Here is a 14,190-nt window from a genome sequence, read left to right as displayed (position 1 = left end):
GTGCCGGTGTACGCCGGGGCGGACGGGCCGGCCGAGGGTGCGCGGCTCAGACCGCGGCGCGGCGGATGTTGATGTTGCCGTGCTGGGTGCGGGCGCGGACCTCGATGGTGTCCTCCGTCTCCTTCGGGCTCTCGGAGGAGGCGAGCGTGTTGCGCACCTGGCCGAGGCCCGAGCTGACGTCGAGCCAGGCGGCGGTGCCCTCACGCACACCGATCTCGATGCCGCCGTAGGAGGTCTCCAGCTGGACGGTGCCGCGGGCCGCTTCGCCCACGCGCACGGTGCCGTGGGTGGTGGTGGCGGTGACCGAGGCCTCGGCGCGCCCGATCTCGATGTTGCCGTTGGCGCCGCTCACCCGCAGTTCGCCGGTGACGGCGCCAACGGTCGTGGTCCCGTGCGAATTCTTCAGCACGGCGGGGCCGTCCACGAGGCCGACCCGCATGCTGCCGGAGCTGGTGGTGATCTCGGCGCGGCCCTCGACCCGGTCCACGGCGATCGAGCTGTCCGGCGCGGTCACCTGGAGCGGCCCGGTGCTGTCGAGGCGGACCTCGCCGGACGAGACCTTCACCCGGACCTCGCCGAGCCGGCCCTCGCCGAGCACCTGGGCCCAGCCGCCGGTCATGTCGACGCGTGAGCCCGCGGGCAGTTCGACCGTGATGTCGACGGTGCCGGTGCGGCCGAACAGCTTGGGCTTGGGCGTCCTGACGGTCAGCGCGCCGTTCTTGTACGTGACCTCGGTCTGCTCGGCCGTCCGTACGTCCAGCTCCTTCTGCGGGTCCTGGGGCCGCACCTCGACGACGGTGTCGGCGCGGTCGCCCGCGGTGAACTGGAGGGAACCGGCGTCCACGTGCGCGGTGGCCGAGATCGGGGCGGGGGTGTCGAACGAAGGCATGGCTGTACCGTCCTCTTGGGTCTTCGGGGCGTCCCCGCTGGTGGGACGTGGTGTGGGTGAAGTGGTGCGGGTGAAGAGGGGCGGGCCGGGGTGCGGCTAGCGCACCCAGCCCGTGAAGCTCTGTCCGACGTTGCGGGACTTCTCCGGCGTACGCGGCCGGCTGCCGCCGTCGACCGCGGCCGCCACGGTGCGCACCAGCCAGGCGTTGACCGACAGGCCCTCGCGGGCCGCGGCCTCCTCGGCGCGGACCTTGAGGGAGGCCGGCAGGCGCAGGTTGACGCGGGCGGTGCCGCCCTCGTCGGTGTCGGCCGGGGCGGCGAGCGGTTCGGCGGGTGCGGCCGGTTCCGCGGGAGCCCCGCCGTAGAAGGGCGGCGGGGTCACCACGAAGTTGGGCTCGAGCCCGCGCAGCCGTACGTCGACCGAGCCGGGGGCGAGTTCGCGGGTGATCTCGTCCATCGCGGCGGAGAGCACGTTGAGCATGGCCAGCCTGGTCGCCGACTCCAGGGGAGCGGTGAGCCTCGCGGCCAGCTCGCGGGCTTCGTCGCCGCCGGCTTCGGCGGCTGCCGCCAGTTCCCGGCGGAGGGTGTCGACATACGGGGTGAGGTCCATGACGCCATGATGGCATCGTTGTGACGCCATACGCAAGTCTGTATGACGCCTCGCGTGGCATAGGTGTGGCGCTGGCCGTCCCGCCTGCGGAAACGCGAGAGGGGGGCCTCGGATCGCGGGGGTGCCGCGGGTGTTCGGGCGTCCCGGGTGGTGCCAGATGGCGCCCGATGCCCTCGGGTGTCTCCGGGCGGCACCGGGCCGAGCCGGCTGCGGGCGTCGCACCAAGCACTGCCCTGTGGCGCCGTCCACGAGTCGCTGACCTGCGTGGATGCGATCCCTCCCTCGCCTTGATGCCATCGCGGGAACGGGTGGCGACACAATATGGCTCCCAATGGCGCCATCTATGTGTCATGATGGCATCACGGATGGCGCTCTCGGCCTTGCAGAGCGAGAAGCCCACCCGCACGGACCAGGCGATCGAAGGGGGCGGACGATGGAGACAGCACAGGGCCGACAGCACGAGGCACCCGGGGCCTTCGCCGCCTTCGCCCGCTTCGTGGTCTGCGGCGGCGGCGTGGGACTCGCCTCCAGCTTCGGGGTCGCGGCGCTGGCCTCCTGGACCCCCTGGGCCCTGGCCAACGCAGCGGTCACCGCGGTCTCCACCCTGCTCGCCACCGAACTGCACGCCCGCTTCACCTTCGGCGCGGGTGGACGCGCGACCTGGCGCCAGCACACGCAGTCGGCCGGGTCCGCGGCGGCCGCCTACATCGTGACCTGCGCGGCGATGGCCGTCCTGCACCTGCTGGCGGCGGCGCCCGGCGCGGTCCTCGAGCAGGCCGTCTACCTGTCCGCCTCCGCGCTCGCCGGCGTCGCCCGGTTCGTGGTGCTGCGCCTCGTCGTCTTCGCGCGCAAGCGCCCGCATGCCGCGACGGCCGCCCGTACCGCCCTTCCCGCACCCGCGGTCGTGCCCCGCGCCGTGACGCCCACCGCGACGGTCGCGCTCTGCGGCGCCGCCTGACCGCCGCACCCCGGGGGTCAAGAAGCGGGGGTTTCGGCGAGGAGCCCCTCGGTGACCACCCCGGCGACCCGGCCGACCTGCTCGGCGAGGTAGAAGTGGCCGCCGGGGAAGACCTCGAGGGCGAACCCGCCGCGGGTGTGCTCCCGCCATGTCCCCACCTCCTGGACCGGCACCATCGGGTCGCTGTCCCCGACCAGGGCGGTGATCGCAGCGGCGAGCGGCTCTCCCCCGTGCCAGCGGTACGCGGCCAGGGCCCGGTAGTCGGCCCGCAGCGCCGGCAGCACCATCTCCAGGACGTCGGAGTCATCGAGCACGGACTGGTCGGTGCCGCCCAGCCTGCGCACCTCGGCCACCAGCTCGGCGTCGTCGTAGGCAGCGCGGCGGACACCGGCCCCCGTGCGCGGCGCGCCCCGGCCGGAGAGGAACAGCCGCTGCGGACCGGGCAGTTCGCCCCGGGCGAGCAGCCGGGCCGTCTCGAACGCGACGAGCGCGCCCATGCTGTGGCCGAACAGCGCGTACGGCCGTCCGGGATCCGCGGCCAGTGCGCGGGTCAGTTCTCCCGCCACCGCCTCCACGAGCGGCGTAAGCGACGTGAACGGCGCCTCGGCGTACCGCTCCTGACGCCCCGGATACTGCACGGCCATCACATCGAAGTCCGCCGGCAGCGCACGCGCCAGCTGCGCGTAGGCCGTCGCGGAGCCCCCCGCGTGCGGGAAGCACACGAGCCGCGGCCCGTTCCCCGCAGCCGTGGTGAAGCGTCGGAACCACGTACTGTTCACTGTCGGTCTTGTCCCTTCGGTCCGTGATCGCGGGCACGCCAGAGGCCCGCCGGCGCCTTCGGGGGTCGGGGCGCCGGCGGGCGGTTGCCCCGCGAGGGTTCGTGGCCCTTTGCAACGGAGCTTCACGACCCGAGCGTCCCGCCCCGCCCTCGACCGGTGCTCGCGCGCCGGTGGAGAGCCGCGCGACGGCGTCGTCCGCCGCTCCAACCGGCTTCGAGCGACCGGGCGGAGGCTGAGCGGTGGTGCATCGACGGCCGGAAGGGGAAGCGCATGACCGCCGTGGAGGACAAGCCGGTCGGCCGGCAGCGAGGTACGGCCGCCGAACTCGAGGCCGTACGGGAGGCCGTACACCGGGGTCCCGGTCGCAGGGCCACCGAGGCCCAGCACGCCAAGGGCAAGCTCACAGCCCGGGAGAGGCTCGGCCTCCTCTTCGACGACGGCCGGTTCACCGAGGTCGAAGGGTTGCGCAGACACCGGGCCAGCGGCTTCGGCCTGGAGGACAAACGCCCCTACACCGACGGCGTGATCACCGGCTGGGGCCGGGTGTTCGGACGCACCGTCTTCGCCTACGCCCATGACTTCAGGATCTTCGGGGGCTCCCTCGGCGAGGCGCACGCCGAGAAGATCCACAAGATCATGGACATGGCCGCGACGGCCGGGGCCCCGATAGTGGGCCTGTGCGACGGCGCCGGGGCACGCATCCAGGAAGGGGTGACCGCGCTCGCCGGGTACGGCGGGATCTTCCTGCGCAACGTCCGCAACTCCGGGGTGATCCCGCAGATCAGCGTCATCATGGGCCCCTGCGCGGGCGGGGCGGCCTACTCGCCGGCGCTGACCGACTTCGTGTTCATGGTGCGCGGCACCTCGCAGATGTTCATCACGGGACCGGAGGTGGTGCAGGCCATCACCGGTGAGCGGATCAGCCAGGACGACCTGGGCGGCGCCGACGCCCACGCCGGCCTCTCCGGGGTCGCCGGCTTCGCCTACGACGACGAGGAGAGCTGCCTCACCGACGTCCGCTACCTGCTGTCCCTGCTCCCCTCCAGCAACCGTGAACTGCCCCCGCCGGAGCCCTGCACCGACCGGCCCGACCGGCTCACCCCCGCCCTGCTCGACATGGTGCCGTCCGACCCGAAACGCGCCTACGACATGCGCGCGGTCGTCGAGGAGTTCGTGGACGACGGCGACATCTTCGAGGTGCACGAGGCCTGGGCGCCCAACGTGGTGTGCGCCCTGGCCCGCCTGGACGGCCAGGTGGTCGGCATCGTCGCCAACCAGCCCGCCTCGCTCGCCGGGGTCCTCGACATCAAGGGCAGCGAGAAGGCCGCCCGCTTCGTGCAGATGTGTGACTCCTTCAACATCCCGCTCGTGACGCTGGTGGACGTGCCGGGATTCCTGCCCGGCGTCGACCAGGAGCACGGCGGCATCATCCGGCACGGCGCGAAACTCCTCTACGCGTACTGCAACGCGACGGTCCCGCGCATCCAGCTGATCCTGCGCAAGGCCTACGGAGGCGCGTACATCGTCATGGACTCGCGCTCCATCGGCTCGGACCTGTCGCTGGCCTGGCCCGGCAACGAGATCGCGGTGATGGGGGCGGAGGGCGCCGCGGGCGTCGTCTTCCGGCGCGAGATCGCGGCCGCCGCCGACCCCGAGGCCGCCCGCGAGCAGTACATCAAGGAATACCGGGACCGGCTCATGCACCCGTACTACGCCGCCGAACGCGGCCTGGTGGACGATGTCATCGACCCCGCGCAGACCCGCGTCAGACTGATCGACGCGCTCGCCGTCCTGCGCGCCAAGCACGCGGAGCAGCCCTCCCGCAAGCACGGCAACCAGCCCCAGTGACACCGGAGGCAGACGCGGTGCCAGGCCCCCGTCCGCACGACGGACCGGCCCGGCTCGTACGGGCCTGGCCCTGGGTTTTTGCGCCGACGCCGGACATGAACGCACGGAAGCCTTGCGGCAGTTGACCGGGCACGCACGAGCGGCCCGGCGCGACCTGTAACCAGATCACGCCGGGCCGCGGCCGTCACCCGCGCGTCACCTCAGTGCACGAGGTCCCGCTCGTACTCCGGCGCGCCCCGTGCCGCCCCCGCCGGACCGGACCGCAGCCGCCGCAGCTTCTCGCCCTCGACGTCCACGTTCGGCAGCAGCCGGTCGAGCCACTTCGGCAGCCACCAGGCGGCGTCGCCGAGCAGCGCGTGCACGGCGGGCACGATCGCCATCCGGACCACGAAGGCGTCGAACAGGACGGCCGAGGCGAGACCGAAGCCCATCATCGCGACCAGGTCGTCGACTTCGAAGACGAAGCCCGAGAAGACGCTGATCATGATGAGCGCCGCGGCCACGACCACCCGGCCGCTGTGCCGGAACCCGGTGACGACGGCCTCCTTCGCCGAAGCGCCGTGGACGTACGCCTCACGCATCCGCGTGACCAGGAAGACCTCGTAGTCCATGGCGAGGCCGAACACCACACCGATCATGAAGATCGGCAGCGTCGTCATGATCGGCCCGGTCTGCTCGACGCCGAAGAAGTCGGCGGCCCAGCCCAGCTGGAACACCGCGACCAGCGCGCCGAGCGCCGCGCTCACCGAGAGCAGGAAGCCGAGCGCCGCCTTCAGCGGGACCAGGACCGAGCGGAACACCAGGAGCAGCAGCAGGAAGGCCAGGCCGACCACCAGGCCCAGGTAGGGCAGCAGCGCGTCGGACAGGGTCTGCGAGAAGTCGATGAACAGCGCGGGCTGGCCGGTCACCAGGATCTCGGTGGCACCGGCGGACGCCGCGAGCGAGGACGCCTGCGCGCGGATGTCCTTCACCAGCTCCTCCGTCCTGGCGTCGGTCGGCCCGGTCGTGGGGACGACGGTCAGGACGGCGGTGTCGCCCGCCTTGTTGGCGGTGACCGCGGAGACCGAGTCGACGCCCGCGGTCCTCTCCAGTGCCGCGCCGGCCCGCTTGCCGGCGGCGGCCGCGTCCGCACCCTCGACGGTCACCGTCAGCGGGCCGTTGAACCCGGGCCCGAAGGAATCGGACAGCAGGTCGTACGCCTTGCGCTGGGTGGTGTCGGTCGCCATCGTGCCCTCGCCGGGCAGGCCGAGTTCCAGCTTGGTGGCGGGCAGGGCGAGCGCGCCGAGGCCGACCACCGCGAGCAGGAGCACACCGAGCGGGCGGCGCACCACGAACATGGCCCAGCGGGTGGACAGGTTCGGCCGGGTCCGCGCGGCCGACTTCGCGGCCTTCTTCTCGGACCTGCGCAGCTTGCGCGCCGACAGCGGCTTCCTGGTGCGCACGAGGCGGCGGTCCGCGACCCGCAGCACCCGGCGCGGCGCGAAGCCGAGCAGGGCGGGCACGAAGGTGACCGCGATCAGTACGGCGACGGCGACCGTACCCGCCGCGGCGAGGGCCATCTTGGTGAGGACCGGGATGTCGACGACCGCGAGGCCGGCCAGCGCGATGATGACCGTGAGCCCGGCGAAGACGACGGCCGAACCGGCGGTGCCGGTCGCGCGGCCCGCGGCCTCCTCGGGTGTGCGGCCCTCGACGACCTCGGAGCGGTAACGGGAGACGATGAACAGGGCGTAGTCGATGCCGACCGCGAGGCCGATCATCATCGCCAGGGTCGACGTCGTGGCGGACAGCCCGAGGGCCGAGCCGAGCGCGGTGATGGCGGAGACGCCGACACCCACCCCGATCAGGGCGGTCAGCAGCGGCATACCGGCGGCGATCATCGAGCCGAAGGTGAGGACCAGGACGACGGCCGAGATCAGCACGCCGATCCGCTCACCGGTGCCGGACATGGTCTGCTCGACCATGACCGCGTCACCGCCGGCTTCGACGGTCAGGCCGCCGTCGCGGGCCCGGTCGGTCACCTCGGTGAGCGCGTCGTGCGCCTTGTCGGTGAGGTCGGGCGCGGCGACCTCGTAGACCACCACCGTGTAGGCGGTGCGGCCGTCCTTGCTGACCGAGTCAGCCGTGAACGGGTCGGCGACCCCCGCCACCTGGGGCGCCTTGCCGAGTTCGCCGACGAGCTTGCCGACTGCGGCCTTTTCCTCGGTGATCTTCTTGCCCTCGGGCGCGCGGATCACCACGCGGGCGGTGGCGCCGTCGGCGCCGGCGTCCGGGAACTTCTCCTGGAGCAGGTCGAACGCCTTCTGCGACTCGGTGCCCGGCATCGAGAACTGTTCGGTCGGCGGCGTGGGAGCGGACGAGGCTGCGGCACCGACGCCGAAGACGATCAGCACCCACAGCAGGGTCACGAGGCCGCGCCGCCGGAAGGCGAAACGGCCGAGTCTGTAAAGGAAGGTGGCCACGGAAACGGCACTCCCGTCGAGTGGGGGAGAAGGAACGCATGCCGCCGACCGCCCGGGCATGAGCACCGAGCGGTGGGTCGCGGCATGCACACACGGTGACCTACTCGGCCGTCAAGGGGCCGGATTCCCCTGAGCGCCAGGACCGATCGTCGAGCGGACTTCGAGCGGATGCGTCAGTTCCGGTCAATTGCTGCCCCGGCCCCATCGTGGCGCATTCTTGGCGCCGAATCGAGCATACGTGTGCCATGGGTGAGCCACGATGCAGCTGCTGTCCCGGATCCAGGCATCGACACGGCAAGTTCCTTACGGAGCCGCACCGGTGACGCGACAGCGACGGGCGCGCCGGATAGCCGCTCTGAACTGCGCAATCCTCAAGGAACCGCAAGGTGACGCCATGTCGCACAGAGATGGCGACATTCATGGCTTCATGTGGCGCCATAGATGTGCCATTATGGCGTTGTCGGTGGCGCACCCCTCAAGGAAGCGAACACCGACCCCACCACGACAACCACCCACCCCCCACAAGGAGCCCGACATGTCCCGCACCCTGACCCGCCAGGACCGTCCGGAGCTGCAGAAGGCCATGGAGGAGATCATCGACTCCGGCTTCGCCGGAATGCAGGTGCGAGTACACGACGAACGAGGCGGATGGACCGGCAGCGCCGGCGTGAACCGGCTCGGCGGAAGCGAAAAGCCCCCGGTCGACGGCAGGTTCCGCATCGGCAGCACCACCAAGACCTTCACCGCGACCGTGATGCTGCAACTGGTGGCCGAGGGAAGGATCGGACTCCACAGCCCGGTCGACGACTACCTGCCCCGGTTCGCACTGGACCGCCGGATCACGGTACACATGCTGCTCCAGCACACCAGCGGCCTGTTCAGCCACACCGGCGAGTACTACGACGACGGAACCGTCGCACCGGGAATCCCCTGGCAGGGACAGGAGTACGTGGACAACCAGTTCCACACCTACTGCCCCGAGGAACTGGTACGGCTGGCACTGTCCAAGCCCGCGCGGTTCGAGCCGGGGACCGACTGGAGCTACTCCAACACCAACTACGTCCTGGCCAAACTGCTGATCGAAGAGGTCACCGGCAACTCGCTGGCCCAGGAGATGCACCGGCTGATCCTGCACCCGCTCGGCATGACCGGCACCCTTGTGCCCGGCGCCTCACCGGAGATCCCCGAGCCGCACGCCTACGGCTACTACCGTTACGAGCACGCCGGCCAGTGGAAGGTCGCCGACGTCACCCGCTTCAACGTCTCCTGGATCTCCGCCGCAGGCGACATGATCTCGACCACCGAGGACCTCCACACGTTCTTCTCCGCCCTCATGGGCGGCGAACTCCTCCCGGACGCGCTCCTGGCCGAGATGCGCACACCGCACCCCAAAGCCGGCTACGGCCTGGGCCTGTTCGTGCAGGAGACCGACGGCGGCGGCACCATCTTCCACCACAACGGCGGCTTCTTCGGCTGGGCGGCACTGATGTACGCCACCCCCGACGGCAGGACGACCCTGACCGCCTCCCTCACCTCCGGAGACGCCGAACTCGACTTCGCCGCCACCGCCGCGGCGTTCCAGAACGCCCAGCAAAAGCTCGTCAACGAGGTCTTCCTCAACGGACCCACCGAACCGACCCGGTAGCCGCAACGGCCCACCACGAGAGCTGGCTGTGGGCAGTGAACCGGAGCGATCGGACCACTGGCGACAGCGGACTGCCCCCGACACGGCACGGTCACTGCCGTCGAGCGGCGGAAGCAGGCGCGGGGCCCAGTCCTCCGCCTCGACCTGCTCGGCGGCCCGAAGGGTGCTGAGGCGACCCGGTCACATCTTTTGCGGACGATGGACAACCGTTCGGCCGTGCCGCATGTCAGACCGTGCAGGAGACACCAACTCCAATGACCACAAGGGGGAAAAATGAGATTCACCCGTTCCGTCCTGACCGGCGCCGCGTTCGCCGCCCTGGCCCTGGGGACCACGACCGCGTTGGCGGCGCCTGCCTCCGCCGCGCCCAACACCACGCCGCAGAAGGTCTGCGGAAGCGCCTACAAGACCGTGAACTCGGCCGCTGTCGGCTCGCTGGGCACCGTCTACCTGACGTACAACGCCTCGAACGGCGAGAACTGCGTCGCGACCATCCGCAACAACCCGGGTGCGGCCCTGGACATGGCCGTCTGGATCGAAGTCCCCGACACCTGGGAGCGTGGCGAGGACTACGGCCGCTACACGTCGTACGCGGGACCGGCCTACGTGTACGGCAAGGGCCACTGCGTCGACTGGGGCGGGGGCATCAAGAACGTGCACGTGCAGGTGTACAACTCCAACTGCGGCGCGTTCAAGGAGCACCGGGTCACCGAGGTCCGCTGACCTGAGCTCCTCCTGACCGCGGCGTGCTGCGCCGTCGTGCGGTCGTCGTGGTCGGCACATACGACCCGACGACCGCACGAGCATCTCGGCCTGCGAAAAGACCAAGGCCCGTGGAGGGCTGCGCGGCGCCGGCGGGCCGCGACGGTGGCCGTGGTGGCAGTGGGGGTGCGTTGCGATGACGCGAGGCGGGCACCCTGGAGGGTGCCCGCCTCTTGGCTGGTGCTGTTGTTCTCGTTGGTCTCCTTGATGCGTGGCTGCCGTGATCAGAACGGGAAGGGCAGGGGGAACGGGAACGGAGGCAGCGGGATCGGCAGGGGATTCGGCAGCGGGATCGGCAGGGGATTCGGCAGCGGGAACGGCAGCGGATTCGGCTTCGGAGCCGGCGCGGGGGCCGGAGCCGGCGCGGGAGCGGGAGCCGGCGCGGGAGCGGGGGCGGGAGCGGGGGCGGGAGCGGGGGCCGGGGCCGGGGCGGGAGCCGGGGCCGGGGCGGGAGCCGGTGCCGGGGCGGGAGCCGGTGCCGGGGCGGGAGCCGGGGCGGGAGCGGGTGCCGGTGCCGGTGCCGGGGCTGGCTTGTGTCCGCCGGATCCGCCATGGCCTCCGTGGCCGCCCCAGCCGCCGGATCCGCCACGGTTTCCGTTGCCGTCCCAGCCCCCGGACCCGCCACGGTTTCCGTTGCCGTCCCGGTTGCCGGAGCCGCCGTTCTTCCAGCCGTTGTTGCTGTCGCCGCCCCCCTTGTCGTTGACGAAGGACGTATGGCTGATCGCCGCGGGTGTGTGAGGGGTCGCGGCGAACGCGTTCACCGGTACGGCTACCGCTCCGGCAGCCAGAACGCTCGTCGTCGCCAGCATTACGAGACGTCGGGTCAGAGGTGTCTTGGGCATGGGAATCTCCTGGTGCTCAGGTGAAAGAGGGGGTTGATCCACGGCTCCGGCACGATGCCGAACCCGCTTGCCGGCCGGTTTCCTCAACCGCGTCGGCCTGTGCTTCAAGTAAGCCCAGCCCCGCCGGAAGGAGCACGTCCCTGCATGTCGGGGCTTGACATCCTCTTTACTGCTGTGTCACCCGAGAAGTCCCGATGTCGTGACGCTCGGCGACCGTACGTCACGGAAAGCGACGCAGGTGGCATCAGCCCCGCCCGCCCACGTACGACGTGTTGTACGGCGTCTTCTGCGCCGTGGACTTCACCGACTCACGCGAGCTGCTGCCCGCGGCGGCAGCCTGTGCGGGGCGCCTGCCCAGCCCGATGCCGTGGCTGCCGCCATGCCGGCAAAGAAGGAAACATCACGGTCCCGGCCGATGCCGGCGGCGAGCGTATCAATGGACACGCTGTACACCGCCGACGGCCGGGGCAGTCGGGCGTCCAGGTCTGCCCCTGCTCCAAGTCGACCGCGGAGCAGTCCGGTCGAGCTGATCGGCGCGTAGCAGCGACCGTGGCGAGGGGGGCGACGCCGCACGAGAAGGGGCTGGAATCGGGGCATGGCGCCGGGCCGTTCGGGCGCCGTGCCCGCGCTGTTGCTCTCTTGCGGGCGATCCGAGTTATGGAGGTGCCGTCGACGCCCCTGTCGGCTGTTCTGCCCAGACGGTTTTTCCTTGGGGCTGGTAGCGGGTGCCCCATTGGTCGGCGAGGGTGGCGACGATGTGCAGGCCTCGGCCTGTCTCGTCGATGGTGCGGGCGTGTTTGACCTGGGGGGCGCTGGCTGCGGCGTCGGTGACTTCGCAGGTCAGCTTCTGGTGGTGGAGCAGACGGAGTCGTAGGGGCGGGGTGCCGTGGCGGACGGCGTTGCCGACGAACTCGCTGACGATGAGTTCGGTGGTGAATGCTGTTTCCTCGTCCACCTTCCAGGCGTCCAGTTGGCGGCGGGTGGCGGCGCGGGCGATCGGTGCGGCCTCCGGGCCTGCGGGGAGGTCGCAGGTCAGTACCTGATCGGCGGGCAGTGCTTTGGTGCGGGCGAGAAGGAGGAGTGTCTCGCCGGTGGGGTGGTTGCGACTGAGCGCGCCGGCGAGGGTGTCGCGTATGTCCGGCAGAGGTGTTGCGGGGGTGCGGTACAGGAGTGGGCGCAGGGGGCCGCTGGGTGCCAGGAGCTGGTCGGCGAGTGTGGCCGTGCCCATGGCCAGCGTGGTTCCTTCGGGGATGCTGACGGTGGTGGCGGGAAAGGGGGCGTTGTCTGCGGCGGCGAGCGGGGGGCCCGGGGGGACGGACAGGTCGGCGGGGGTGCCGTCGGGGAGGATCACGGCCGGTTCGGGGAGGCCGGAGCGGGCGATGGTGCAGGTGAGGTCGACCGGGTCGTGGATGGCGATGATGCAGCCGGCAATGAGTGGTTCGCGGCTGAGGGGGTCGGTGGGGGGCAGTGAGGCACGTGCGGCGACGAGACGTGCTGCGGTGTCGCTCAGGCGGGCCAGCAGCTCGTCGGCCTCCAGGTCCAGGGCGGCGAGTGTATGGAGCGCTGTGCGCAGCAGTCCCATGGTGACGGCGGCGGCAATGCCCTGCCCGGCCACGTTGCCGACGATCAGCGCGGTCCGCGCGCAAGGCAGGGCGATCGTGTCGAACCACGCGCTGCCGCCCTGCGGGTCGGCGTGGCGCAGTGGGGCGACCTCCACCGTGGCCTGCGCGGCGGGGTGCTGGGGGAGAAGCCTGCGCTGGACGGTCGACGCGATCATCCATTCGCGCATGAAGAGGCGGGCGTTGTTGATGCAGAGCGCCGCGTGCCCGCACACCGCGCAGGCCACCGTGATGTCGTCCTGCTCGAAGGGGTCCTGCTGCCGGCCACGGTAGAAGCTGACCACGCCCAGAGTCTGCCCGTGCATTGCCAGTGGCGCGACGATCAGGGAGCGGGCGCCGGATCGCTCGATGATGTCGGCCCGTTCGGGGTCGGCGGCCTGCCATGAGCTGTTCTTTTCGAGGGAGACGAGACGGGGCCGCAGGTCGGACAGGACGTGCGAGAAGGGGGTGCCGGCCGGCAGGGCGCGCACGACTGCGGCCGGGTGACTTCCGATGCCGCCGCGGAAGGCTGCTCGGCGCAGTGGGAGATCCGGCCGGACGGGAGTGGGGGGAGGGTCTTCCCCGCGGACGACGTCTTCGATCACCTCGACATCGACGACGTCGGCGAAGGCGGGCACCACGGCCTCCACCAGCTCCTGGCAGACGTGCATCACGTTCAGCCGGTGCCCCACGCGTGAGCGGACCGCTTCCAGGAAGGCCAGACGCTGCTGTGCGCTCTCCCGCTCGGTGACGTCGACCATGTACGCCACCACTCCGATGGCATCGCCGTGGGAGTCCGCCAGGCGGAAGTAGGAGACGGATGCGGTGCGGCTCCGGGGCCGGCCCGGCGCTCTCAGGACCCGGACGGTCCGGTTCACCTCCGGCTTGCCGCTCCCGAGGACCCGTCCCGCTACGACGGCTTCTTCCTCGGCGTCCTCGAATGCACACGCCTCGGTGAAGTACGCGCCCGGCAGGTGCTCCGCCTGCCCCGCGGGGGTGACGCGCAGCCCGCCGGCGGTGCTGCTCGTGCGGACCACACGCAGTCGCTCGTCGAGGACGAGCATTCCCACCGGGGAATGGGCGAACACAGCTTCCAGGATCGACAGGTCCTGCCCCGGCACGTCCCATCCGGATACTTTGTGCTCAGGTGTTTCCTGTCCCCGTGCAGTGCCCTCTGCCGCGTGCACCTGCCACAGCACCGAGGCGCCGCGCAGCACCGGCTTGACCTGGACCGCGCTGAGGTCCGGGAGTCTTTCCCGTCGCTGTTCGCCGTCGGTGGCGAGCTCACGCAGGAGCGCGGTCACGGACCGGCCGACGGCCTGTTCGGCGGACCACCCGAACAGCTCCTCGGCGGGGCGCCTCCACTCGATCACCCGGCCGCCCTCGTCGACGAGCGCGAGCACGTCATCGTTGGGCATCGGGAAAGCACCTCCGCTTCCGTCCCTGCCCGCCCCGTGCCGGCGACGGACCTGCTCACCCGGCAGCCGAACCGATCGGTTCAGCTGCCTTTCGCCAGGTCCCTCGCGTACTTCAACTGTAGGTCCTGATCATGAAGGTGCCTGGTGCGGCGCGTTGGATGCCCGGCGCCGGGGCGGTGGTTGCCGGTGCTGGACGGTCTCCGCCCTGGGATGCCGGACTGTCGGCCTCCTGCACGGCGGGCAGGCGCGATCGGATGCGGTGCAATACGGCGTCGATGGTGTCGGCGCGGCTGGCGGGGCGTCGGATATGACCGAATGTGCCCGCTCGGTTGAGGACGGTAAACGGCGCAGGAGGGCGGGCCGGCTGATCCGATGCCGGA

At 71.2% G+C, this 14,190-nt stretch carries 9 protein-coding genes; 4 read left to right on the top strand and 5 right to left on the bottom strand.

The genetic code is table 11. From position 1 onward, the window contains the following. Positions 1–46: 46 nt before the first annotated feature. Both ACIP2X_RS37600 and ACIP2X_RS37595 read right to left on the bottom strand, forming a co-directional pair. Complete coding sequence (locus ACIP2X_RS37600; protein WP_401682788.1) at positions 47–889, bottom strand: DUF4097 family beta strand repeat-containing protein; 843 nt, start codon at positions 887–889, stop codon at positions 47–49. A gap of 96 nt (positions 890–985) precedes the next feature. Continuing rightward, positions 986–1,498 carry a hypothetical protein gene (locus ACIP2X_RS37595; RefSeq protein WP_401682785.1) on the bottom strand — a complete coding sequence of 171 codons (513 nt, stop codon included), beginning with the start codon at positions 1,496–1,498 and terminating at the stop codon, positions 986–988. Between the two features lie 433 nt (positions 1,499–1,931). Here ACIP2X_RS37595 and ACIP2X_RS37590 point away from each other — a divergent pair, with 433 nt between their 5' ends. Then, positions 1,932–2,456 (top strand): hypothetical protein, encoded by a 525-nt coding sequence (locus ACIP2X_RS37590; RefSeq protein WP_401682783.1) that lies wholly within the window; start codon positions 1,932–1,934, stop codon positions 2,454–2,456. Between the two features lie 17 nt (positions 2,457–2,473). Here ACIP2X_RS37590 and ACIP2X_RS37585 read toward each other — a convergent pair whose 3' ends face one another. Then, positions 2,474–3,235: a thioesterase II family protein gene (locus ACIP2X_RS37585; RefSeq protein ID WP_401682780.1), complete on the bottom strand. Its 762-nt coding sequence runs from the start codon at positions 3,233–3,235 to the stop codon at positions 2,474–2,476. A gap of 270 nt (positions 3,236–3,505) precedes the next feature. On the opposite strand from ACIP2X_RS37585, the gene ACIP2X_RS37580 reads away from it, so the two are divergent. Continuing rightward, complete coding sequence (locus ACIP2X_RS37580; RefSeq protein WP_401682777.1) at positions 3,506–5,083, top strand: acyl-CoA carboxylase subunit beta; 1,578 nt, start codon at positions 3,506–3,508, stop codon at positions 5,081–5,083. 200 nt (positions 5,084–5,283) lie between these two features. Here ACIP2X_RS37580 and ACIP2X_RS37575 read toward each other — a convergent pair whose 3' ends face one another. Continuing rightward, positions 5,284–7,545 (bottom strand): MMPL family transporter, encoded by a 2,262-nt coding sequence (locus ACIP2X_RS37575; protein ID WP_401682774.1) that lies wholly within the window; start codon positions 7,543–7,545, stop codon positions 5,284–5,286. 535 nt (positions 7,546–8,080) lie between these two features. On the opposite strand from ACIP2X_RS37575, the gene ACIP2X_RS37570 reads away from it, so the two are divergent. Further along, positions 8,081–9,190, top strand: a complete 1,110-nt coding sequence (locus ACIP2X_RS37570; protein WP_401682771.1) for a serine hydrolase domain-containing protein — start codon at positions 8,081–8,083, stop codon at positions 9,188–9,190. Positions 9,191–9,463: 273 nt separating this feature from the next. Beyond that, positions 9,464–9,913, top strand: a complete 450-nt coding sequence (locus ACIP2X_RS37565) for a spore-associated protein (protein ID WP_401682768.1) — start codon at positions 9,464–9,466, stop codon at positions 9,911–9,913. A 1,536-nt stretch (positions 9,914–11,449) separates the two neighbouring features. Here ACIP2X_RS37565 and ACIP2X_RS37560 read toward each other — a convergent pair. Continuing rightward, positions 11,450–13,810 carry a SpoIIE family protein phosphatase gene (locus tag ACIP2X_RS37560; protein ID WP_401682766.1) on the bottom strand — a complete coding sequence of 787 codons (2,361 nt, stop codon included), beginning with the start codon at positions 13,808–13,810 and terminating at the stop codon, positions 11,450–11,452. Positions 13,811–14,190: the final 380 nt, after the last annotated feature.

It is taken from the genome of Streptomyces sp. NPDC089424, assembly GCF_044749345.1.
Classification (GTDB): Bacteria; Actinomycetota; Actinomycetes; order Streptomycetales; family Streptomycetaceae; genus Streptomyces.
This window is presented reverse-complemented; position numbering and strand designations above follow the sequence as displayed.

Excerpts from the sequence above, each read along its gene's own strand:
- ACIP2X_RS37600 (WP_401682788.1), bottom strand. The coding sequence starts at position 889 with ATGCCTTCGTTCGACACCCCCGCCCCGATCTCGGCCACCGCGCACGTG.
- ACIP2X_RS37580 (WP_401682777.1), top strand. The coding sequence starts at position 3,506 with ATGACCGCCGTGGAGGACAAGCCGGTCGGCCGGCAGCGAGGTACGGCC.
- ACIP2X_RS37595 (WP_401682785.1), bottom strand. The coding sequence starts at position 1,498 with ATGGACCTCACCCCGTATGTCGACACCCTCCGCCGGGAACTGGCGGCA.
- ACIP2X_RS37565 (WP_401682768.1), top strand. The coding sequence starts at position 9,464 with ATGAGATTCACCCGTTCCGTCCTGACCGGCGCCGCGTTCGCCGCCCTG.
- ACIP2X_RS37570 (WP_401682771.1), top strand. The coding sequence starts at position 8,081 with ATGTCCCGCACCCTGACCCGCCAGGACCGTCCGGAGCTGCAGAAGGCC.
- ACIP2X_RS37560 (WP_401682766.1), bottom strand. The coding sequence starts at position 13,810 with ATGCCCAACGATGACGTGCTCGCGCTCGTCGACGAGGGCGGCCGGGTG.
- ACIP2X_RS37590 (WP_401682783.1), top strand. The coding sequence starts at position 1,932 with ATGGAGACAGCACAGGGCCGACAGCACGAGGCACCCGGGGCCTTCGCC.